20 protein-coding genes are annotated in these 22,780 nt (G+C 62.1%); 11 read left to right on the top strand and 9 right to left on the bottom strand.

All coding sequences use genetic code 11. From position 1 onward, the window contains the following. Positions 1-64 precede the first annotated feature (64 nt). On the top strand, positions 65-1,336 hold the full coding sequence (locus ACXAC3_RS03165; protein WP_475163348.1) for a PP2C family protein-serine/threonine phosphatase: 1,272 nt from the start codon (positions 65-67) through the stop codon (positions 1,334-1,336). Here ACXAC3_RS03165 and ACXAC3_RS03160 read toward each other — a convergent pair. Further along, complete coding sequence (locus tag ACXAC3_RS03160) at positions 1,333-1,776, bottom strand: NUDIX hydrolase (protein WP_475156173.1); 444 nt, start codon at positions 1,774-1,776, stop codon at positions 1,333-1,335. The genes ACXAC3_RS03165 and ACXAC3_RS03160 overlap by 4 nt on opposite strands. A gap of 76 nt (positions 1,777-1,852) precedes the next feature. Here ACXAC3_RS03160 and hslO point away from each other — a divergent pair, with 76 nt between their 5' ends. The 8 genes from hslO (at position 1,853) to ACXAC3_RS03120 (ending at position 11,105) form a co-directional block, all read left to right on the top strand. Continuing rightward, positions 1,853-2,830, top strand: coding sequence for an Hsp33 family molecular chaperone HslO (gene hslO / locus ACXAC3_RS03155; protein ID WP_475156171.1), 978 nt, complete (start codon positions 1,853-1,855; stop codon positions 2,828-2,830). Continuing rightward, positions 2,820-3,419, top strand: a complete 600-nt coding sequence (locus ACXAC3_RS03150; protein ID WP_475163346.1) for a CoA pyrophosphatase — start codon at positions 2,820-2,822, stop codon at positions 3,417-3,419. The genes hslO and ACXAC3_RS03150 overlap by 11 nt, the downstream gene beginning before the upstream one ends. After that, positions 3,416-4,600, top strand: a complete 1,185-nt coding sequence (locus ACXAC3_RS03145) for a CCA tRNA nucleotidyltransferase (RefSeq protein ID WP_475156166.1) — start codon at positions 3,416-3,418, stop codon at positions 4,598-4,600. Before ACXAC3_RS03150 ends, ACXAC3_RS03145 begins: the two co-directional genes overlap by 4 nt. A 168-nt stretch (positions 4,601-4,768) precedes the next feature. Further along, on the top strand, positions 4,769-6,607 hold the full coding sequence (locus ACXAC3_RS03140; protein WP_475156163.1) for an ABC transporter ATP-binding protein: 1,839 nt from the start codon (positions 4,769-4,771) through the stop codon (positions 6,605-6,607). Continuing rightward, entirely contained in the window at positions 6,604-8,436 is a 1,833-nt protein-coding gene (locus ACXAC3_RS03135) for an ABC transporter ATP-binding protein (protein ID WP_475156158.1), read from the top strand. Before ACXAC3_RS03140 ends, ACXAC3_RS03135 begins: the two co-directional genes overlap by 4 nt. A gap of 57 nt (positions 8,437-8,493) precedes the next feature. Further along, positions 8,494-9,723, top strand: coding sequence for a class I SAM-dependent RNA methyltransferase (locus ACXAC3_RS03130; protein WP_475156153.1), 1,230 nt, complete (start codon positions 8,494-8,496; stop codon positions 9,721-9,723). Between the two features lie 20 nt (positions 9,724-9,743). After that, positions 9,744-10,529 carry an ion transporter gene (locus ACXAC3_RS03125; RefSeq protein ID WP_475163345.1) on the top strand — a complete coding sequence of 262 codons (786 nt, stop codon included), beginning with the start codon at positions 9,744-9,746 and terminating at the stop codon, positions 10,527-10,529. A 57-nt stretch (positions 10,530-10,586) separates the two neighbouring features. Further along, on the top strand, positions 10,587-11,105 hold the full coding sequence (locus ACXAC3_RS03120; RefSeq protein WP_475156151.1) for a L,D-transpeptidase family protein: 519 nt from the start codon (positions 10,587-10,589) through the stop codon (positions 11,103-11,105). Here ACXAC3_RS03120 and ACXAC3_RS03115 read toward each other — a convergent pair. From ACXAC3_RS03115 to cysQ, 7 genes are all read right to left on the bottom strand, one after another. Beyond that, on the bottom strand, positions 11,089-12,534 hold the full coding sequence (locus ACXAC3_RS03115) for a nodulation protein NodH (protein ID WP_475156149.1): 1,446 nt from the start codon (positions 12,532-12,534) through the stop codon (positions 11,089-11,091). The two genes, ACXAC3_RS03120 and ACXAC3_RS03115, sit on opposite strands and share 17 nt — an antisense overlap. Before the next feature lie 6 nt (positions 12,535-12,540). Next, entirely contained in the window at positions 12,541-14,241 is a 1,701-nt protein-coding gene (locus ACXAC3_RS03110) for a DUF5927 domain-containing protein (RefSeq protein ID WP_475156144.1), read from the bottom strand. Further along, positions 14,238-15,224 (bottom strand): glycosyltransferase family 2 protein, encoded by a 987-nt coding sequence (locus ACXAC3_RS03105; RefSeq protein WP_475163344.1) that lies wholly within the window; start codon positions 15,222-15,224, stop codon positions 14,238-14,240. Before ACXAC3_RS03105 ends, ACXAC3_RS03110 begins: the two co-directional genes overlap by 4 nt. A 143-nt stretch (positions 15,225-15,367) precedes the next feature. Further along, positions 15,368-16,435 (bottom strand): glycosyltransferase family 2 protein, encoded by a 1,068-nt coding sequence (locus tag ACXAC3_RS03100; RefSeq protein ID WP_475156138.1) that lies wholly within the window; start codon positions 16,433-16,435, stop codon positions 15,368-15,370. A 7-nt stretch (positions 16,436-16,442) separates the two neighbouring features. Further along, entirely contained in the window at positions 16,443-17,426 is a 984-nt protein-coding gene (gene galE, locus ACXAC3_RS03095; RefSeq protein ID WP_475156132.1) for a UDP-glucose 4-epimerase GalE, read from the bottom strand. Positions 17,427-17,493: 67 nt separating this feature from the next. Further along, positions 17,494-18,294, bottom strand: coding sequence for a 3-deoxy-manno-octulosonate cytidylyltransferase (locus ACXAC3_RS03090; RefSeq protein WP_475156130.1), 801 nt, complete (start codon positions 18,292-18,294; stop codon positions 17,494-17,496). Next, complete coding sequence (gene cysQ / locus ACXAC3_RS03085; protein ID WP_475156128.1) at positions 18,294-19,091, bottom strand: 3'(2'),5'-bisphosphate nucleotidase CysQ; 798 nt, start codon at positions 19,089-19,091, stop codon at positions 18,294-18,296. The genes ACXAC3_RS03090 and cysQ overlap by 1 nt, the downstream gene beginning before the upstream one ends. Before the next feature lie 122 nt (positions 19,092-19,213). On the opposite strand from cysQ, the gene ACXAC3_RS03080 reads away from it, so the two are divergent. Beyond that, positions 19,214-20,035, top strand: coding sequence for an ABC transporter permease (locus tag ACXAC3_RS03080; protein ID WP_475156124.1), 822 nt, complete (start codon positions 19,214-19,216; stop codon positions 20,033-20,035). Here ACXAC3_RS03080 and ACXAC3_RS03075 read toward each other — a convergent pair. Beyond that, positions 20,032-20,634: an alpha-ketoglutarate-dependent dioxygenase AlkB family protein gene (locus ACXAC3_RS03075; protein WP_475156119.1), complete on the bottom strand. Its 603-nt coding sequence runs from the start codon at positions 20,632-20,634 to the stop codon at positions 20,032-20,034. The genes ACXAC3_RS03080 and ACXAC3_RS03075 overlap by 4 nt on opposite strands. A 211-nt stretch (positions 20,635-20,845) precedes the next feature. On the opposite strand from ACXAC3_RS03075, the gene dnaK reads away from it, so the two are divergent. After that, positions 20,846-22,753, top strand: a complete 1,908-nt coding sequence (dnaK, locus tag ACXAC3_RS03070) for a molecular chaperone DnaK (RefSeq protein WP_475156114.1) — start codon at positions 20,846-20,848, stop codon at positions 22,751-22,753. Positions 22,754-22,780: the final 27 nt, after the last annotated feature.

Below are 22,780 nucleotides of genomic sequence, written 5' to 3'. Positions count from 1 at the left end.
ATGTTAAATCCTGCCACGCTAGGCTTGTCCTGTTCGGTGTAACGTCGCGGGGCATAGGGTGCAGGTGGCAGAGGTCAGTCAGGAAATCGCCAGGGCGGAACTGGATTTTGGGGCAATCCAAAAAGTGCTGGTTGTCGATGACAGCCGTCTGCAACGGCGGATTCTGGTGGCATCGCTGAAGAAATGGGGTTTCCACGTTCTTGAGGCCGACAGCGGTGATCTGGCGCTGGACCTCTGTGCAACCGATCCGCCGGATCTTGTGCTCAGCGACTGGGTCATGCCGGGGATGAGCGGGCTGGAGTTTTGCCGCGCGTTCCGGGCGCTGGACAAGGACCAGTACAGCTATTTCATCCTGCTGACCTCAAAAAGCGAAAAGCAGGAGGTGGCGCGCGGTCTGGACGCCGGGGCCGATGATTTCCTGATCAAACCGCTTGAGGCGGACGAGCTGCGCGCGCGGATCTCGGCCGGCGCGCGCATTCTGGATATGCAGCGTGAATTGTCGGAAAAGAACCGGATGATCGAAACCGCGCTGGAAGAGCTGAAGCTGGCCCATGACGCGATCGACAAGGATTTGATTCAGGCCCGCAAGATCCAGGAATCACTGGTGCCCGAACTGACGCGGGATTTCGGCAAGTCCCGGGTCAGCATGCTGCTGAAACCCTGCGGTCATATCGGCGGCGATCTAGTGGGGATGTTTTCGCCCGGGGTCAACCGCGTCGGGTTCTACAGCATCGACGTGTCCGGGCATGGCATAACCTCGGCGATGATGACGGCGCGGCTGGGCGGGTATCTCTCCAGCAGCCATTTCGAGCAGAACGTGGCGATGGAAAAACGGTTCGACAAATTCTACGCCCTGCTGCCGCCTGAACAGGTGGCGGAACTGCTCAATTGCCGGCTGATGGCGGATGCGGGGGTCGAAGAGTATTTCACCATGGTCTACGCCATTATCGACCTGCGCAACGGTCACCTGAAGATGGTGCAGGCCGGGCATCCGCATCCGCTTCTGCTGCGCCGCGAGGGTGAGACCGAATTTCTGGGCGATGGCGGCCTGCCCATCGGGTTGCTGCCCGATGTCACGTTTCAGCAGACCGAAACCTATATGAAACCAGGCGACAAGCTGTTGCTCTATTCCGACGGATTCACCGAATGCAGCATTGCCGGCGGCGGCTTGCTTGAGGAGGAGGGTCTGCGCCGGATGGCGCAGGATTGCGTGTCAGGGCGCAGCGGTTCCGAATTTCTGGACGACATGTTCTGGCGTCTGACTCAGGCCATGGCCCCGGGCAGCGGCATGGACGATGACGTGTCGGCCGTGTTCTTTGAATATAACGGGTCCTAGAGCCCCTGCAGATGCAGGCCGGCGAAATGGCGGTCACCGTCATTGCCCAGCATCTGAACGGCATCCGCAGTATCCAGCCACAGCGCTTCGTGAAAGGCTTCGGTCGGCGGGCTGATGCGGCGCACCGGTCGGGCGCGATAGATCAGGCAGATCTTTTCGGCCCACAGGTCGTATTCGGGCATATAGGTGAACCGCCGAAAGGCCCCGACGCGGCGCGGGGCGGCCACCAGCCAGCCGGTTTCCTCGAAGACTTCGCGGTGCAGGGCGGTGGTGGGCGATTCGCCCGGATCTATCCCGCCGCCGGGCAGTTGCAGGTCGGGGCCGGGTTCGGTCTGGCAGGTCAGCAGCAGGTGCCTGCCGCGGGGCAACAGGGCGTAAACACCGACCCGCCGCGTGTATTTCCGCCCCGCTTGTGGGGTTTCACCGAACCGTCTGATCATGTATGGCCCCTTACAACCCAAATTGTTCGACCTATATGCTGGCGGTATGCCAACCTGTGGCGTGTAAGGAAACCCCATGTCTCTTGGAACGAAAATCGCGTGGGACGATACCGTCCTGCCCTTTCAACTCGATGTATCGGATATGCGCGGCCGGGTGGCCCGGCTGGACGGCGTGCTGGACGGCATCCTGAAACAGCACGACTATCCGGAAAAGGTCGAGGCGCTGGTGGCCGAGATGGCCCTGCTGACCGCGCTGATCGGCCAGACCGTCGCGCTGCGCTGGAAACTGTCGCTGCAGGTGCAGTCCAAGGGCGCGGTGCGGATGATCGCGACCGATTACTATGCGCCGCGGCAAGAAGGCGAACCGGCGCGGATCCGTGCCTATGCCAGTTTCGACCGCGATCGTCTGACCGAAAGTGCACCGTTCGATCAGGTGGGCGAAGGGTATTTCGCCATCATGATCGATCAGGGCGAAGGCACGCAGCCCTATCAGGGGATTACACCGCTGGCGGGTGGTTCGCTCAGCGCCTGCGCCGAGGCGTATTTCGCGCAGTCCGAACAGCTGCCGACCCGGTTTTCGCTGAGCTTCGGCAAATCGACCGAGCCGGGCGTCGGGGAACACTGGCGCGCGGGCGGGATCATGTTGCAGCACATGCCCAAAGCCTCGCCCTTTGTCGCCACCGGCGACGGCGACGGTGAAATCCTGACCGCCGAAGACCTGGTCGATGGCGAAGAAGGTGAGAACTGGAGCCGCGTCAACATCCTGTTGGACACAGTCGAGGATCTGGAACTGATCGGCCCGTCCATCGCGCCGACCGACCTGCTGGTCCGGCTGTTTCACGAGGAACAGCCGCGGGTTTACGACGCCCAGTCGGTGCAGTTCGGCTGTACCTGTTCCGAAGACCGGGTCCGCCAGAGCCTGTCGATCTATTCGGCCCGGGACATCGAAAAGATGACCACGCCCGAAGGCGAGGTCACGGCGGATTGCCAGTTCTGCGGTGCCCATTACGTGCTGGACCCGGCAACGGTCGGCTTTGATGCGGATGGCGCCTGATCCGACCGAAAGCCTGCGGGCGGCCCTGCGCCGCCCCGGCCCGGGGTCAAGCGATTTCGACCTGAATCCCGAAACCGTTCTGCCCGAGGGGCGCAGGCTGCGCCCGGCCGGTGTGCTGGTGCCGATCTCGGTTGCGGATGGCGCGGCGCGCCTGATCCTGACGAAACGGTCCTCGGCCCTGAACCACCATCCCGGCCAGATCGCCTTTCCGGGCGGCAAGCAGGATGAGGGCGATGCCGATGTGTCGGAAACCGCGCTGCGCGAGGCGCGGGAAGAGATCGGCCTGCCCCCCAGCCTGCCCGAGATTCTGGGGCATTTGCCCACCCATGAAACGGTAACGTCCTTTTCGGTGACGCCGGTGGTGGCGATCCTGCGCACCGCGTTCCGGCCCGTGCCCGAACCCGGCGAAGTGGACGAGGTATTCTCGGTTCCGCTTGCACATGTGCTCAACCCCGCGAATTATATCGTTGAATCGCGCCGGTGGCGCGGTCAGAAACGGTATTATTACACGGTGCCCTATGGCCCCTATTATATCTGGGGCGCGACGGCGCGGATGTTGCGGGGGCTGGCGGCACGGATGGGTGAATGACGCAAATCACGGAAGGCTGGGTTTCAGACCCGGCAACGCAAAAGGTCTGTGCCGCGCTGACCGATGCCGGGGCGCAGGCGCTGTTTGTCGGCGGCTGCGTGCGCAACGCGCTGCTGGGCGCGCCGGTATCAGATATCGACATTGCCACTGATGCGCGCCCGGAACGTGTGGTCGAACTGGCTCAGTCGGCGGGGCTCAAGGCCATTCCCACCGGGATCGAACATGGCACCATCACGGTTGTCAGCGGCGGCGCCCCGCACGAAATCACCACCTTTCGCCGAGACGTGGAAACCGATGGCCGCCGGGCCGTGGTGGCGTTTTCCGACCGGGTCGAGGAAGACGCCGCCCGCCGCGATTTTACCATGAACGCCATATATGCGCGGCCCGATGGCACCATCCTGGATCCGTTGAACGGTCTGCCTGACCTGCAGGCGCGCCGGGTGCGGTTTATCGGCACCGCTGAAAACCGCATTCGCGAGGATTACCTGCGCTCGCTGCGCTATTTCCGGTTCCATGCCTGGTATGGCGATGCCGAGGCCGGGTTCGACCCGGACGCTCTGGCCGCGATAGCCGCCACTCTGGACGGGCTGGCCGGTCTGTCGCGCGAACGGGTGGGGGCCGAGTTGCTTAAATTGCTGGGTGCGCCGGACCCGGCGCTGTCCGTTGCGGCGATGCGCCAGGCGGGTGTTCTGGCGCAGCTGCTGCCGGGGGCCGAGGACCGCGCGCTGGCCCCGCTGATCGCGCTGGAACGGCAGGCCGGGGCAGACCCCGAGCCGATCCGCAGGCTGGCCGCAATCGCAACACCCGAGATCGCCAAGACCCTGCGCCTCAGCAAAGCCCAGCTTCAGCGGCTGACCCGCATGCGGGATGAGGCATCCGGCACCGCCAGCGTGGCCGAGCTTGGGTTTAGATATGGCGAAAAAGGCGGGCTGCATGAAACCCTGTTGCGCTGTGCGTTTCTGGAACAGCCCTGGTCCGATGACCTGCACCAGGCGCTGCGCACAGGCGCCGCCGCTGAGTTCCCGGTCAGGGCCGCCGACCTGATCCCGTCCTTTACCGGGCCGGCGCTGGGCCGAAAACTGGCCGAGCTGGAAGCCCGCTGGATCGCGTCGGGCTTTGCGCTGTCGCGTGGCGCGCTTCTGCGTGACGCGGGTGAAGTCTCAAAAGGGGATGACAATTAAATCAGTTTGTGTTTACGTGCGCCTGTTACCTGACCTGGAGGGAGGCATGCGAATGTATTACGGGATTTGGTTCGGCTAAAGCCGGAACGCTTTGACCCGTAAGGGTGGTGTTCCGGCGCCATCATTCTTCGCACGTCCTGATTTTCCTGCTCAATCGGAGCAACCTCCATGTTTCGCTATTTCGAAAACCTCGTAGACCCATTTGTTGCCTATAAGGAATCCGATGTCCCGCCGACACGGTTGTGGCCGTTCATGCTGGAGTATTCCAAGCCGTTTTACCACGTCTTCGTCTGGGCGGCGCTGATCTCGGTCGTCGTTGCGGCGGTCGAGGTGGGGCTGATCTATTACATGGGCCGGGTGGTGGATTTGCTGTCCGGCTCGCCGGCCGAAATGTGGCGGGCGCACGGGACCGAACTGATTCTGGTGGCGGTTTTTGTTCTGCTGCTGCGCCCGATGCTGCATGTGTTCGACGTACTGCTGCTGAACAACACCATTCTGCCGAACTTTGGAACTCTGATCCGCTGGCGCGCGCATAAACACGTGCTGCGCCAGTCGGTGGGGTGGTTCGAGAACGACTTTGCCGGGCGCATCGCCAACCGGATCATGCAGACACCACCCGCGGCGGGAGAGGCGGTGTTTCAGGTGTTTGACGCAATTTCCTTCTCGCTGGCCTATCTGATCGGGGCGGCGGTGCTGCTGATGGCGGCCGATCCGCGGCTGTTGCTGCCGCTGCTGATCTGGTTCGCGCTCTATGCGCTGCTGGTGCGCTGGACGGTGCGGCGGGTGGGCCCGGCCTCGCAGGCGGCGTCCGATGCGCGCTCGGCGGTGACGGGGCGGGTTGTGGACAGCTATACCAACATCCATTCGGTCAAGATGTTCGCCCACGATGCGCAGGAGCTGGACTATGCCCGCGAAGCCATCGAGGAAACCCGCCGGACCTTCCAGGTCGAGATGCGGATCTTCACCATCATGGATGCGGTTCTGGTCTCGCTGAACGGTCTGCTGATCGTTGGCGTTGTCGGCTGGGCCATTGCCCTGTGGATGCAGGGCAGCGCCTCAGTCGGCGTGGTCGCGGCCGCCACTGCGCTGACCCTTCGGCTGAACGCGATGACCGGCTGGATCATGTGGGCGCTGACCAGCTTTTTCCGCCAGCTCGGCGTTGTGGCCGAGGGGATGGAGACGATTGCCCAGCCCATCGATCTGCTGGACGTGTCCGATGCCAGACCGTTGCACCTGACCGATGGTCAGATCGAAATCCGCAACCTGTCGCACCATTACGGGCGCAGGACCGGCGGTCTGGATCATATCAACCTGACCATTCATCCCGGCGAAAAGATCGGGTTGATCGGGCGGTCCGGCGCGGGAAAGTCGACCCTGGTCAAGCTGTTGTTGCGGTTCTACGACGTGGAACAGGGCGCCATCCTGATCGACGGCCAGAACATCGCCGATGTGACCCAGGACAGTTTGCGCAGACATATCGGCATGGTGCAGCAGGACAGTGCGCTGCTGCACCGTTCGGTGCGCGACAACATCCTTTATGGCCGCCCCGATGCCACCGAGGCGCAGATGATCGCCGCCGCCAAACAGGCCGAGGCGCATGAGTTCATCCTTGACCTGCAGGATCCGCAGGGGCGCACCGGCTATAACGCCCATGTCGGTGAACGCGGTGTGAAGCTCAGCGGTGGGCAGCGGCAGCGGGTGACGCTGGCGCGGGTGATCCTGAAGGACGCGCCGATCCTGCTGCTGGACGAGGCGACATCCGCGCTCGATTCCGAGGTCGAGGCGTCGATTCAGGAAACGCTTTACGGCATGATGCAGGGCAAGAGCGTGATCGCCATTGCGCACCGGCTCAGCACCATTGCGCAGATGGATCGTATTCTGGTGATGGATGGCGGCCGGATCGTCGAACAGGGCCGGCATTCCGAACTGCTGGCGCAGGGCGGGCTTTACGCCCAGTTCTGGGCGCGGCAATCTGGGGGCTTCCTGAACACAGAGGCCGCGGAATGAAGCTTGCCGACCTCATAGACCCGTTCAAGAGCACCGAAACGCCCCCGCCGCAACGGCTGGGGGCGTTCATTCGATGGTGCCTGTCGGGCGCGTGGCCGATGATTTTCGTGGCCGCCACTTTCTCGGCCACCGCGGGCGCGATGGAGGCGGGCACCGCCTGGATGCTGGGGCTGGTGATCGACATTGCGACCGAAAGCGGGCCGCAGGGTTTTCTGTCGGGCGATAATCTTTGGATGATCCTTGGCGTGGCGGCGTTCTTCATGCTGCTGCGCCCGGTGTTCTTCGGCCTGTCGGCGTTTTCGAACAACTACGTCGTCATGCCCAATATCCCGCCGCTGGTTCTGGCCAAGCTGAACCGCTGGACGCTGGGCCAGTCGGTGACGTATTTCGACGATGATTTCGCCGGGCGGATTGCGCAGAAACAGATGCAGACCTCCAATGCGATGGCCTCGGTAGTCTCGGAAACCATCAGCGCGATTGTCTTTGCGCTGGCGTCCCTTGTGGGATCTTTGCTTTTGTTAGGGTCGATTCACCCGCTGGTGATGCTGCCCTTTGCCGGTTGGCTGGCGGTGTATTTCCTGCTGATCCGCTGGTACCTGCCGCGCATCCGGGTGCGCTCTGCCGCGCGCGCCGGGGCGCGGGCGATGGTGTCTGGGCAGGTGGTCGACACGATCACCAATATCAAAACCGTCAAGCTGTTCGCCCATTCCGAGTTCGAAGATCAGGCGGCCCGAAACTCGATGGTCGACCTGCGGGAAAAGATGCTGGCATTCGGCAAGCTCTCGGCCAGTTTCCGATTCATTCTGATGGTGCTGGCCGGGATTCTGCCGGTTCTGCTGCTGGGCGCGACCTTGCTGCTGTGGCAAGCGGGCGCGGCAACGGCAGGCGACATCGTGGCGGCGGGTGCGATTTCGATCCGCATCGCGCAGATGACCGGCTGGGTCAGTTTCACGCTGATGGGTCTGTATGCCAATGTGGGTGAGATCGAGAACGGCATGAAGACGCTGGCCAAGCGCGACCGGGTGGAAGACGCCGCCCGCGCGCGCGAGCTGACCGTGACCGAAGGACGGATTGACTTCGACCATGTCAGCTTTGCCTATGGTCGCGATGTCGGCGGTGTGTCCGACGTCAGCATGACAGTGCACCCCGGCGAAAAGCTGGGCATCGTCGGGGCCTCTGGTGCCGGAAAGTCGACCTTGGTGTCGTTGCTGCTCAGGCTCTATGACGGGGAAAACGGTGCCATTTGCATCGACGGGCAGGATGTGGCGCAGGTGACGCAGGACAGTCTGCGCCGCCAGATTGGCATGGTCATGCAGGAAACCGCGATGTTCAACCGCTCGGCGCGTGAAAACATCCTGTATGGCCGCCCCGACGCCTCTGAGGAGGACATGATCGCGGCGGCGCGTAAGGCCGAGGCGCATGAGTTTATCCTCAGCCTGCAGGACGCTCATGGCCGAAAAGGCTATGACGCGCACCTTGGCGAACGCGGCGTAAAGCTCAGCGGTGGGCAGCGGCAGCGGATCGCGCTGGCCCGTGCCATCCTCAAGGACGCGCCGGTTCTGGTGCTGGATGAGGCGACCTCGGCGCTGGATTCCGAGGTCGAAGCCTCGATCCAGGCCGCGCTGCATCGGGTAATGCAGGGCAAGACCGTGCTGGCGATCGCGCATCGCCTGTCCACGCTGAGCGAGATGGACAGGATCGTCGTGCTGGATCAGGGGCGCGTGGTTGAAACCGGCACCCATGACGCGTTGCTGGAACAGGGTGGGCTGTATGCCCGGTTTTGGCACCGCCAGTCCGGCGGCTTTATTCAGGCCGAAGCCGCCGAATAAAGATCAAAGCGCGCAAAAGGGTTTTGTTGCGCGCAAAGCCCCGGTATCAGGCCCCTCATGACGCAGCAGTTCACCATAACCCGCCTTGGCCATCAGGGCGATGGCATAGCCGATGGCCCGGTCTATGCGCCGCGCACCCTGCCGGGTGAAGTAGTCAGCGGCACGCTGGCGGGTCAGGTTCTGACCGATATCCGGGTCGAAACACCTTCGGAACACAGGGTCAAAGCACCGTGCCGCCATTACAAGGCGTGCGGCGGGTGCCAGTTGCAGCATGCCGCGGATGAGTTTGTCGCCGACTGGAAGGTGGATGTCGTGCGAACAGCGCTGGCCGCGCAAGGGCTGGCGGCGCAGATGCGGCCGATCCACACCTCGCCGGAAAGATCCCGCCGCCGCGCCACGATCGCCGTGCGGCGAACGAAGAAAGGCACTTTGGCCGGGTTCCACGGCCGCGCCTCGGATACCATTACCGAAATCCCCGATTGCCATCTGCTGGACCCGGCCCTGATCGCCGCCATTCCTGTGGCCGAAGCGCTGGCCGTTCTGGGCGGCAGCCGCAAGGGTGTGCTGGCGGTGACCCTGACCCTGTCAGACGCGGGCCTGGATGTTGCGGTCACCGGTGGCAAGCCGTTGGACGGTCCGCTGGAACTGTCCCTGGCGCAGGCAACCGAAAAACACGGGCTGGCGCGGCTCAGCTGGGAGGGCGAGGTGATCGCCATGCGTCACCCCCCGGTTCAGCGTTTTGGCACGGCCGCAGTCATCCCGCCGCCCGGCGCGTTCCTGCAGGCAACGAAGGACGGAGAACAGGCTCTGTTACAGGCGGTTTTGCAGGCCACGCAGGGGGCGAAACGCATCGTTGACCTGTTTGCTGGCAGCGGCACCTTCTCGTTGCCGCTGGCCCAGCTGGCCGAGGTTCATGCGGTCGAAGGGGATGCGGCGATGACGGACGCGCTCGATCAGGGCTGGCGTCGGGCGCAGGGTCTCAAACGCGTCACGACCGAAGCGCGCGATCTGTTCCGCCGACCGTTGATGCCCGATGAGTTGAAATCCTTTGATGCGGTGGTCATCGACCCGCCCCGCGCCGGGGCCGAGGCGCAGGTGGCCGAGCTGGCACAGGCGGCGCGGCCCGTGGTCGCCTATGTGTCGTGCAACCCGGTCACCTTCGCGCGGGACGCAAAAACACTGGTTGATAGCGGATACACCCTTGAATGGGTTCAGGTGGTTGACCAGTTTCGATGGTCGTCACACACGGAACTTGCCGCGCGGTTCACCCGGAGCCCGGCATCATGAGCAGACAGGAGAGTTTCGCAATGGGGTTCAACCAGCGCCTGCTGAGCGTCATCGAAAGCCCGGCTTTTGGCCGGTTCATCACGGGCGTCATCATATTCAACGCGGTGCTGCTGGGGATGGAAACATCGCCCACCCTGATGGGGGCTGCCGGTCCGCTGATCGTGGCTCTGGATCGCATCTGTCTGGCGATTTTCGTGGCCGAGATTGCCATGAAGCTGCTGGCGACCGGGCGGCGGTTCTTTACCAGCGGCTGGAACGTGTTCGACTTTATCGTCGTCGGCATCGCCCTGGTTCCCAGCGCAGGCGGGCTGTCGGTGCTGCGGGCGCTGCGGATTTTGCGGGTGCTGCGTGTCATCTCGGTTGCGCCGCGTCTGCGGCGGGTGGTCGAGGGCTTCATCTCGGCCCTGCCGGGCATGGCCAGCGTGTTCCTGCTGATGGCGATCCTGTTCTATATCGGCGCGGTGATCTCGACCAAGCTGTTCTCGCAGTCCTTTCCCGGCTGGTTCGGCGATCTGGGCCTGTCGGCCTATACGCTGTTCCAGATCATGACGCTGGAAAGCTGGTCGATGGGCATCGTGCGCCCGGTGATGGAAATCTACCCCTACGCATGGCTGTTCTTTGTGCCCTTTATCATGGTCACCACCTTTGCGGTGGTGAACCTGCTGGTGGGTCTGATCGTGAACTCGATGCAGGATGCGCACCATGCCGAGGATGAGGTCAGGACGGACGCGTACCGGGACGAAGTGCTGGAACGGCTGGAAAGCATCGAACGCCGGCTGATGGATCAGCAACACATCAAAAAGTGATTTCCGTTTTCTGGTTTTCTGGCATAATGCTCGGAAAAAAGCAGCAGGCAGTGAAATATGGATCGTCGAGCATTCGGATTGGGCGCTATGGCAACGCTGGGCCTTTCGGCCTGTGCTTCGGCCAGTCCCAGATTTCTGACTTATGATGGGCCCGAGGTGACCTCACTGGTCATTAACAAGGGCGCGCGCAAGCTTTATCTTTTGCACAACCAACACATCCTCAAGGAATACGAGGTCGATCTTGGGTTTGCCCCGACGGGCACCAAGACCAAGCGCGGCGATGGCCGCACGCCCGAGGGCACCTATCTGATCGACCGCCGCAATCCCAACAGCCGCTATCACCTGTCGCTGGGGATCTCCTACCCGAACTCCAGCGATATCGCGCAGGCCAAGGCGGCCGGTGTGGACCCGGGGGGCGATATCTTCATCCACGGTCAGCCCAAGCGACGGTCCGAACTGAAACGCGCCAAAAAGACGCCGGACTGGACCGCAGGCTGCATCGCCGTCAAGAATGAAGAGATCGAAGAGATCTATGCGATGGTGAACCGGGGCACGCTGATCACTCTGCGCCCCTAAGCGGTTTCCAATCCCCGAACCCGAATTGCATGTAATCGCGCTGGTAGGTGTCGATCGCCAGCGCCTCAAGCCTGTCGTCGTAAATGTCGCCCAGCGCAAATGGCGCGTCGGGCGCGCTGTGCCCGGGTGAGGGCGGGGCGTCGTGCCCCATCCGGCGCGCCAGATCGGGCAGTGCCGTCGCGATCTCGTCTTCGCGCAGGATCAGATCGGGCAGCGCAAAGGACGCCATCCCTTCAAGAACCTGCGACTGGCTGGCCCAAACCCCGTCGACACGCACAGGGGTCTGTCCCGCCAGGTTCTGGCGCAAAAAGGACAAAAAGGCCGAAAACGCCTCATAATGCTGTTCCACAGGGTAGTTGTCCCGTCGCAACTGGCCGGGGATCGGCAGTTTGAACCGGTTGCGCAGCATGTTGCGGATTTTCAGATAAGCGCCGGGCTCGGTGCTGAGGATATAGGCGCAGAAGGCCGAATGCGCGCGCGCCAGCGGGTGGCGCAGGACAGTGAATTTCCGGTGCCCGGGATGGGACTGCATCCACTGCCGCATGTGTTTCCGGTTCTGTCTGGTGATCAGCGCATCCGGGGGGACGGCATCAAGGTCGGCCAGCCATCGTGTCACCGGGCCCTCGGCCCCGCCGCGTACGGGCAGATATAACAGCGCCGTTTTCGCAGCGGTCACATAGCTGCCCACAGCCGGGCCGCGCCGGGGTTCGAAATTCGGTGTGCGGTGCAGGTTGAAACTGTCGATCCGGGCCAGGCCCTGTTCCATTTCTGCCGGGTTTGTCACTTTGGACAGGGCAGGTTCGGGGTTCTGGGGTTTCAGCGTGTCGTCGATTGCCGACAACCGCGCCGAAACACCCAGCCACGCGGCCAGACCGTTCAGCGTGTTCAGGCGGGTCAGGTCGTCATAACCGACGAAAAATGCTGTCTGACCTGTGTCCTGAAGATGGTGCAGCAGCATCAGCTGAAACGCCTGTTGCTGATCCAGATATGATTCAAATTCCGGCGTGTCGAATTCGACCTGCGCGTCGCGGCGGCGCTTGATGTTCTTGAGCTGCCATTGCCTGGTCTCGCGCGCGATTTTCAGGGACAGGTAGCTGTCCAGCGGATTGCGGGTCAGAATGATCTTGGCGCAGCGCGGATCGCTGAGGGCGGGCTCTAATACGCGGGGATCGTGGCCCTGAAAAAAGCGAAACCCGTTGATCGCGCCCGGTGCGGACCGGATCGCCTGAACCAGCCGCATCGGATCGCTGTCGCGCATGTCCAGTGTGATGTCCAGCAGGTTGTCGGATTTGAGCCGCCCGATGAAATGCGGGTTGAACGCCTCGCCGTGGCAGGTCACCCCCTCCAACGCGTTCAGATTGGCCTCAAGCAGGTTCGAGCCGGTCCGCATGGCCGCGAGGACGATGAAATAATCGAACTTGGCTGTCATGACCGGCTATTGCACCAGATAGGGTTTTCTGAATGGCCGGACCTGCGCGCCGAACACGTCGTCGGCGGGAAAATCGCCCATCAGATAGGGGTGCATGCCCTGGTTCTTCAGGTTTTGCAGGAATTGTCCAAACCCCGACAGATCCACCATCTTCGGCGCTTCGATCAGATGGCTGGCCTGCGTTGTTCCGATCTCTTCGATCACGGTTTGCAGCGGCTCCATCGGCAATTCCACGAAATCCGCCAAAGTCCAGCTGCGCACCCGGGCCTTGGTCCAAACCGACCTCAGAACCTCAAGCTGTTTGGTTTCGATCTGTTGCAGGCACGCGGCCTTGTTTCGGATATCGGCGAAATTCAGGTTCGACCGGAACAGCGGAATGGCCCAGGCCCCGGTGATGACCGAGATTTGCGCGTTGCGGTCGCGAGCCAGAAACCAGTTGATTTCCTGAGTGTCGCCGGGGCCGAACTGAAAACACTGCCGCTCGCCCCGGGTGTTCCAGATCAGGTTCGACACAAAGGCGGTGGGGTTGTAATCGCGCAGAACCGCGCAATCGCTGAGCGCGCCGTTGATGATCGTCTCACCGCCGGCAAAAGCGGCCCGGCCGGGGCCGAACAAATGCCCGTGAACCCGCGTGCCGGTGGTTTCGGCCAGCCAGGGCTCAAAATCCTCGAACAGTTCGGCAAAACCCTGAAACACCGAATAGGGGAAGGAGGTCAGACCATTTTCGCTGCCGTGGCGAGGAAAGCGGCTTTGCATATACAGCCCGTCGCGGCCCCTTGTGCGCCGTTCCACCGCCTTGGAAAACACCCGGTCGATCTTGCCGGGGTTGGGTTCGGCGGGCCGCATGGCGCTGTCCCGGTCGGTCAGAAAGGACTGATACAGCCGATCCGCCCGGGGCCAGATTTTCCGCGCCACGAAGCAATCGGACCGCCGCAACAGCTGCAAATGGTCGTCATAGAAGATATGCGGGCGACCCTGATAATCGAATTTGGACAGGGTCAGGGACCGGCTTTCGATATGCGTGGAATAAAGCCGTGCAAGGGTCTGGAAATAGCTTTCATCCGGAATCCAGACGCGCCGGAAATAGCGGTCATAGGCCCGGCGCCTTGGGTCCTGCAGGATCGCGGACAAGGTCTGGCGCGTCAGGCACCACCATTGGCTGCCCATATGCGGCACCAGCCCGTCGGGGATACGGCGGCGCAGCCCGGTCGCGCGCTGCAGCTTGACATAGGTATCAAACAGTTTGCGGTTCCTGCGCCAGGAAAACGGGAACCGCAGGGTGAAACGTTCCTGATCCAGCCCGCCAATGGTCCAGCTGACTTCGGCGGTGGTGGCGCTTTCGATGAAGTCGACGCGGGGCCGGTCGGCGAGGTAGTCGATCAGCTCGGCCACCGGCCGCAGCGGCAGGCACGCGCCTGAGGACAGATAGACGTGATGCACGTCGGGGAAGGCGTCCAGCATCAGTTCCGAGGCCGCCTGCGACGCCGCGACAATGCCCCAGCCGCCCCATTCGCACTGGTGCCGAGGTGAGAACCGGATCATCGGCTCGTCGGCACAGGCGGCAACGAAATGGACATAGACGGGATCCGGCACCTTGCGGTCCACATGGATCACCACGGGACAGCCCGCGGCGGTCCAGTGGCGCGCGACCTGCCCGGCCCGGTGCAGGGCGGTGTGAACCAGCATGACGATGCCCAGGCCGCTCATGCCCAGTTGCCTTTCGACATGAGGCCCAGAATCTCAAGCTGCCGCCAGTTGATGTATTTTTCCGACCGGTCGCACCAGAATACCGGCTTGTCTTCCAGCTGTTCGGCATAGGCGCGGTATTCGCCGGATTTGCGGTAATGCTGGCCGCGCCGCATCTCTTCCCGGGCCTTGTCGCCCAGCGTGTCGATCAGCTTGGCATGCAGCAACGCTCCGCTGGTTTTTTCGCCGCCCCATTCGTCATAAACCTGATTCAGCCCGCGCGGCAGCAGCGAATGGGTCGAGCTGACATAGACATAGCGCCGGTCCCATTTCACCAGCGGGATCTTGTTCAGCGCCGGGGCCTTGGCGGGGTTGTCCCGAAAGAAGACCCGTGCCCGCGGCCCGCCCTGGATCCACAGGTTTCCATAATCGGGGTTCCGGGTGATCATGTAATTCCCGGCATCGAACCAGCGGGCGATCTGAAACGGATCCTGCCCTTCGCGATAAGGGTCGGCATCCACCGCGCCCTGCGGGTACATGTCGATCAGCATGGTGCCAAAGCTGCGCACGGCGCACCCGTCCAGCCAGTCGGTCAGGGCGCTGATGGGCCGGGTGTCGCAGAAGGGGTAGATGAAAAACTCATCCGGATCGACGGTCAGAACCCAATGATCATGGGCGTATTTGCGCAGCAGGTAATTCGACCAGTCGATGCCGAAGGTGGCGCGCTTGTAACTGGCGCTGGCCCGCCAGACCGAAACGTCCGGCTGGCTGGCCAGAAATTCACGGGTGCCGTCATCGCTGTCATTATCGACGAACAGGAAATGGCCGATGCCCAGCCTGCGGTAGTAGTCCAGAAACCAGGGCAGGCGGATCTTTTCGTTCCGAACGACGCTCATCAACAGCACATCGTCGCGCCGGATGTCGCCGGTGTTGTCGGCGACCGGCTGCAATTCCCGCCGTTTGCGCAGACAACGGATCAGACGGCGCTTGCGCCGCAACCTCATCCGGTATGAATCCAACAGGCTCACGTCTGCTCAACCTTTTCCGTTACGCGAGCATGCCCGGGGCTGGACAATCCAGAGTGGTGCCGGGCAATTGCCGTGTTATGCCATCATTACATCTTTCAAGGCAACGGATTTAAAATCCGTTAGCCCGTTCCGTTGCTTTCGCGCTGGTCCCAGGCAATGTCGCCCATCAACCCCAGCCGCTGCAGCTGCGCCCAACCGGTATACCGCACCGAGTCCGGCACCCACATGTCCGGGCCCCCGACGATAGCATCATAGTATGTCGCAAATTCGTCGGGATCATGAAAATGCTGGCGGCGCTGTTTTTCAACGACGGATCTGTTCACCACATCCGGCAAGAACTTGGTGTGCAGCAACACGCCGGATGGTGCGGTGTCGCCCGGACCGTCATAAGCTGCGTTCAGATGCCGGGGCAGGGCTGAGTGACAAGAATTCACAAAGGCATAGCGCCGGTCCCATTTCACCAGCGGGATCTTGTTCAGTGTCGGAGAGTGGCGCGGCCGGTCGGCAAAGAACATCCGTTCGCGCACACCGCCCTGAACCCACAGATTGCCCAGCGGCGACTGCCGCTGCGCCCGGTAGGGGCCTGCATCGAACCAGCCCAGAAATTGCGCCGGGTCGGTTTGCGGGTCGTAAGTCCGGGTACCCAGCGGACCCTTGGGGTACAGATCCAGCATCAGCGCGCCAAACGCCACCCGGCCCTGAAGGTCCAGCATGGCCGTCAAATCATGCAGGGATTTGCTGTCATGGTCAGGGTAGATCAGCAACTCATCCGCATCCGCCATCAGGATCCAGTGGCGGTGGCCATACCGCATCTGCAACCAGGTCAGCCAGTCCAGCCCGTAGCGCGAGGCGCGATAGCCGGCGCTGGTGCGCCACAGCGACACGTCGGGTTGATCCAGCAGATATGTGGCCGAGCCGTCGTCGCTGTCATTGTCGACGATCAGAAAGTGATCGACGCCCAGTTGGCGATAATGATGCAGGAACCAGGGCAGGCGGGTGATTTCGTTGCGCAGGGTGGTGAAAGCCAGAATGTCGCCCGGCCTGATCCCGGCGGTCCGGTCCTTTTCGCAGGTTAACTGGCGGCGGCTGCGAAAGGACCGCCACAGCAGCCGCCGCCGTTTCAGGCGCAACCGGTACATTTGCACCCATCCGATGCGGGGCAGGGTATCGGTTGCTGTGCCCGTCATCCGTGCCTCATTTGTGATAGTGGCCGTTCTGGTGCCAGCGCCAGGCATCGGCGATCATCGTTTCTAACGTGGACCTTTTTGGCGCCCAGCCCAGTTCCTCAACGGCGCGGACCGAGCCCGAGACCAGCTTGGTGCAATCCCCGGCGCGGCGCTGGCCGACGGTATAGGGCACCTCGCGGTTGGTGACGGCCTTGGAATGGCGGATCACCTCCATCACCGAAAACCCGGATCCGGTGCCCAGGTTGAACACCCGGCTGCCCTTGCCCTGTTCCAGCCAGTTCAGCCCCAGCACATGCGCGTCGACCAGATCGCAGACATGGACATAGTCCCGGATGCAGGTGCCGTCGGGCGTGTCGTAGTCGGTGCCGAACACGGTCAGCCCGTCGCGCTTGCCGTCGATCGCGTCCAGCATCAGCGGCACCAGATGCGTCTCGGGGCGGTGGAACTCACCCACGTCGCCATCGGGATCGGCGCCCGCGACGTTGAAATAGCGGAAGATCACATGGTTCAGCCCATGCGCAGCCTCGAAATCGCGCAGGATTTCCTCGATGGCGCGTTTCGAGGCGCCATAGGCGTTCAGCGGCTCTTGGGGGGTGTTTTCGTCCAGCACCACATTGTCGTGATCGCCATAGGTGGCGCAGGTCGACGAGAACACGAAGTTCAGGCACCCGGCATTCATGGCGGCCTCAATCAGGGTCAGCGACCCGGTGACATTGTTGGACCAGTACCTGCCGGGCTCCGACATCGCCTCGCCCACCTGGCTGAGGGCGGCGAAATGCATCACCGCGGCGGGTCGATATTTGGCAAACACCTCATCCAGCCGCGCCCGGTCCAGCAGATCGCCCCGTTCAAAAGGTCCGAATTTCACCGCGTCCTGCCAGCCGGTGATCAGGTTGTCATAGGTGACGGGCGTGTACCCGGCCCGGGCCAGCGCCTTGCAGGCGTGCGACCCGATATACCCGGCCCCGCCGGTCACAAGGATATGCGTCATTGGAACATCCAGTTTGTCATGTGACGCGCCGCCCGGCGGCGCGTCGGAATGTTGTCGCGGCGAAAGATCAATCCAACCCCATCGCGGCCATCATCTCTTCAAGCTTGGGCACATCCTGGGGGTTGTTGAGCTCCCAGAACTGGCGGCCCCTGGCCTCGACCTCGACGCACAGAACCTGACGGCCGTTTTCCATGAACCGTAGCTGCTCCAGCCCTTCCAGTTGTTCCAGCGGGCCAACGGGCCAGGCGGGATACGCCGCCAGCGCGTCGGGGCGATAGGCGTAGACGCCGACATGGTGGAACACCGGTGTCGGGTCCTCGCCGCAATAGGTCTGCGCGGTATAGGGAACCACCTCTTTCGAGAAATACATCGCGCTGTGATCGGCGGCGAAAACGGCAGTGGTGCCGCCGACTCGCCCGTGTTTGCGGTCATTCAGCAGGCTGTTCAGCGCGTCGCCGTCACAGCGCAGAACCGGTGTGGCCACTCCGGCCCCGGGTGCGGCGCGCAATCCGGCGATCAGGTCTTCGACGAACCAGTGCGGGGTCAGCGGTGCGTCGCCCTGCAGGTTCACTACGATCTCATAACCCGCGCCCAGCACGGCATGTGCTTCGGCGCAGCGTTCGGTGCCATTGCCGCAGGTTTCGGATGTCATCACCACCTCGGCCCCGAACCCTTCGGCCACTTCGCGGATGCGGTCGTCATCGGTGGCGACCACCACCTTGTCCACGCCCGAGACCGAACAGGCGGCGCGCCAGGACCGTTCGACCAGCGTCATCGACACACCGCTGGCCCCGGTCAGCGGCACCAGCGGCTTGCCCGGATAGCGGGTCGAGGCGTAACGGGCGGGGATGGCGATCAGAACGGACATCAGGCCTCCTTCAGGTCAACACCCGGAGCGTAGGCGATGAAGAACGGGTTTGCATAGCCGTCCTTGCCGTAGGTCAGCGGGGTGTGGTCGTCAAACCGCACGACCTTGCCGCCCGCACCGGCCAGAACCGCGTGGCCGGCGGCGGTGTCCCATTCCATCGTGCGCCCGACGCGCGGATAGATGTCGGCCTCGCCGGTGGCGACCAGACAGAACTTCAGCGACGAGCCCGCGCTCTTGCTGTCCTGCACTTGATACTTGTTGATGTAATCGTCAGTGGCCTGATCGCGGTGCGACTTGGACGCAACCACCAAAAGCGCTGAATTGTCCGGATCAGACACGGAAATCGGCGATACGTCACCCGGCTGTTCCCTGTCCAGCGCGCCGGTTTCCTCGACCGAATTGCCGTCAGCCAGCGTATAGAACATACGGCCACGCGCCGGGGCATAGACCACGCCCCGGGTGGGCACGCCGTTTTCGACCAGCGCGATGTTAACCGTGAAATCGCCACGCCGGTTTATGAATTCCTTGGTGCCATCCAGCGGGTCGACGATCAGGAACGTGTCGCCCTTTTCCGAATGCGAGGCGGCCTGTTCCTCGGTCACCAGCAGGATATCGGGGAACGCGTCCCGCAGACCCGCCGAGATCAGCGCATCCGCGGCCTCATCCGCCTCGGTCACCGGGCTGGCGTCGGACTTGACCTTCACGTCGAAATCATCCGCTTCGTAAATCTGCATGATCTTGTCCCCGGCCTGCAGGGCCAGACGTCGGATGACGGGGATGAGGGCGTCATAGGTCACAAAAAAGCTCCGTTCCTGTGATTTGTTGATCGGAAATCCTGACGGCCTTATGATGTGCCGGTTACGGAACGGCAAGAAAATCGTGGCAGATTGCAGGCAATAAAACGGGAAAGACGCTTCGGGTGTTTTATTTCAGACGAAATCAGACGCTGCTGGGCGGCGCGTTCACAACGGCGGAGCTGGTGTTCCACGCGGTTGTGCGCAATGTCCGGTCGCAGCATTCGAACGCGGTTCTGGCGATCGTCATCAACATCCTGCAGGTTCTGGTGCTGGTGCTGGTGTTCTACCTGATCATGTCCTTTATGGGCGCGCGCGTCGCCAAAATCCGCGGCGAATTCATACTATACCTGCTGTCCGGCGTGTTTCTGTTTCTGACCCATATCAAGGCGGTCAGCGCGGTTGCCGGTGTCAGTACTGGCAACAACCCGATGATGCTTCATTCGCCGATGAACATGATGGTGATGTTGCTGGCCAGCGCCTGCGGATCGCTGTACACGCAGATGATCTCTATCATTGTGATCCTGTTTCTTTACAGCGTCGCGGTATCCCCGATCGAGATGCAGGACCCCGGCGGCGCATTTGCGATGCTGATGCTGGCCTGGTTCACCGGCTGCGCCGTTGGCGTGGTGCTGATGGCGCTGAAACCGTGGATGCCCGCAACGTCCGAGATCCTCAAGAATATCTACCGGCGGCTGAACATGATCTTTTCGGGCAAGATGTTCGTGGCGAACGCGCTGGGCGGGGTAACCCTGGCCATGTTCACGTGGAATCCGCTGTTTCACATCATTGATCAGTGCCGCGGCTTTGTCTTCCGCAACTATTTCCCGCGCAACACCAATTGGGAATACGCGCTTTGGGTCGGGTTGGCACTGCTGCTGATCGGGCTGCTCGGGATCTTCTTCACCCGCCAGCATGTCTCGCAAAGCTGGGGCGCGCGCCGTTAGGCGGCGACCCGCAGGGTCAGGTTGATCCGCCCGCCTTTCGGCAGCAGTTTTGACGATCCGAACCGGATCCGGTCGATCCCGTGATAGGTCAGGCGCGCCGGTCCCCCCATGATCACGACATCGCCCGAGCCCAGCCAGATTGATTCCGTCTTGCCGCCGCGCGTCGTGTTCCCGATCCGGAACAGCGCGTCATCCCCCAGCGAGATCGACAGGACCGGCCACGAGAAATCCGCCTCGTCCTTATCCTGATGCAGCCCCATCCGGGCGCCTTCACCGTAATAGTTGATCAGACAGCAATCCGGGTCCCGGTCCGGGCTGGCCAGCTCGCGCCAGATGTCGAGGATTGTGTCGGGGATCGCGGGCCAGAGACCGCCTTTGGGATGTTCGGGCTGATACCTGTAGCCCGCCTTGTCGGTGACCCAGCCCAGCGCTCCGGCCGAGGTCATGCGCACCGACATTTCCTTGCCGGACGGTGTCACCGGACGGAACAACGGCGCCGATTTCAGAATCGGCCGCAACAGCCCGATCAGCTGCGCCTGCGCATTCCCGTCCAGATATCCTTTTCTGATATCAAATCCGCGCAAAAGCAGCCGCGCCATTAAAGATTCCCCAATCCTTGCCAAAAGCTTGCCAAAAAGGCCGTAGATTCCCGAAAACCTGCCTTTTACACCGCTTGCAGGCCTTTCCCGTCGCCCTTATATACGCCGGGACGCGCGATGGTGTAGGGCCGTTGCGCATATCAGATCGGGGCCGGGTGCCATAACGGGTCCGCACCCCGGACATCGCCTTGAAGAGAAAGGGATTGAACATATGGGAAAAGTAATCGGGATTGACCTCGGGACCACCAACTCGTGCGTGGCCATCATGGACGGCTCGCAGCCGAAGGTCATCGAAAACGCTGAAGGGGCGCGGACCACGCCCTCGATCGTCGCCTTCACCGAAGATGAGCGACTGGTCGGTCAGCCTGCGAAACGTCAGGCGGTCACCAACCCCGACAACACGATCTTTGGCGTCAAGCGTCTGATCGGTCGTCGCGTGGATGATGCCGAAGTCGAAAAAGACAAGAAAATGGTGCCGTATGCCATCGTCAATGGCGGCAACGGCGACGCGTGGGTCGAAGCCCGCGGTGAAAAGTACTCCCCAAGCCAGATTTCGGCCTTCACTCTGGGCAAGATGAAGGAAACGGCCGAGAGCTATCTGGGTGAGGAAGTCACACAAGCGGTCATCACCGTTCCGGCCTATTTCAACGACGCCCAGCGTCAGGCCACCAAGGACGCAGGTAAAATCGCCGGTCTGGAAGTGCTGCGGATCATCAACGAACCGACAGCGGCTGCGCTGGCCTATGGTCTGGACAAGGAAGACACCCAGACCATCGCGGTCTATGACCTGGGTGGCGGTACCTTCGACGTGACCATTCTGGAAATCGACGACGGCCTGTTCGAGGTCAAATCGACCAACGGCGACACCTTCCTGGGTGGTGAAGACTTTGACATGCGCATCGTCAACTACCTGGCGGATGAGTTCAAAAAGGAACACGGTGTCGACCTGTCCAAGGATAAGATGGCCCTGCAGCGTCTGAAAGAAGCTGCTGAGAAAGCCAAGATCGAGCTGTCCTCGACTTCGCAGACCGAAATCAACCAGCCGTTCATCTCGATGGGATCAAACGGCCAGCCGCTGCACATGGTCATGAAGCTGACCCGTGCCAAGCTGGAATCGCTGGTCGGCGATCTGATCAAGAAGTCGATGAAGCCTTGCGCCGCTGCTCTGAAAGACGCGGGCCTGTCGGCGGGCGACGTGGACGAAGTTGTTCTGGTCGGTGGTATGACCCGGATGCCGAAAGTGATCGAAGAGGTCACCAAATTCTTCGGCAAAGAGCCGCACAAGGGCGTGAACCCGGACGAAGTTGTTGCCATGGGCGCCGCCATTCAGGCCGGTGTTCTGCAGGGCGACGTCAAAGACGTGGTTCTGCTGGACGTGACCCCGCTGTCGCTGGGTATCGAAACGCTGGGTGGCGTGTTCACCCGCCTGATCGACCGCAATACCACGATCCCGACCAAGAAATCTCAGGTCTTCTCGACCGCCGAGGACAACCAGAACGCCGTAACCATCCGTGTGTTCCAGGGTGAGCGTGAAATGGCCTCGGACAACAAGATCCTGGGTCAGTTCAACCTTGAAGACATCCCGCCCGCACCGCGCGGTATGCCTCAGATCGAGGTGACTTTTGACATCGATGCCAACGGCATTGTCTCGGTTTCGGCCAAGGACAAAGGCACCGGCAAAGAGCAGAAGATCACCATTCAGGCCTCGGGCGGTCTGTCGGATGACGATATCGAAAAGATGGTCAAGGACGCCGAAGAGAACGCGGAAGCCGACAAGGAACGCCGCGAGCTGGTCGACGCCAAGAACCAGGCGGAAAGCCTGATTCATTCGACCGAAAAGTCGATGGAAGAGCATGCCGACAAGGTCGACCCGACCACCATCGAAGCCATCGAACTGGCCATCGCTGCGCTGAAGGACGAGCTGGAATCGGAAAATGCCGACAAGATCAAGTCTGGCATCCAGAACGTCACCGAAGCGGCGATGAAGCTGGGCGAGGCCATCTACAAGGCGCAGTCGGAAGAGGCAGAGGATGAGCCGGCAGCGGCTGACGCGGCGCCTGCTGAAGACGATATTGTCGACGCCGAGTTCGAAGATCTGGACGACGACAAGCGTAACTAACGGGAAACCGGGCCAATTCGGGCCGGT

The organism is Ruegeria sp. ABV4_181, assembly GCF_056158465.1.
This window is presented reverse-complemented; position numbering and strand designations above follow the sequence as displayed.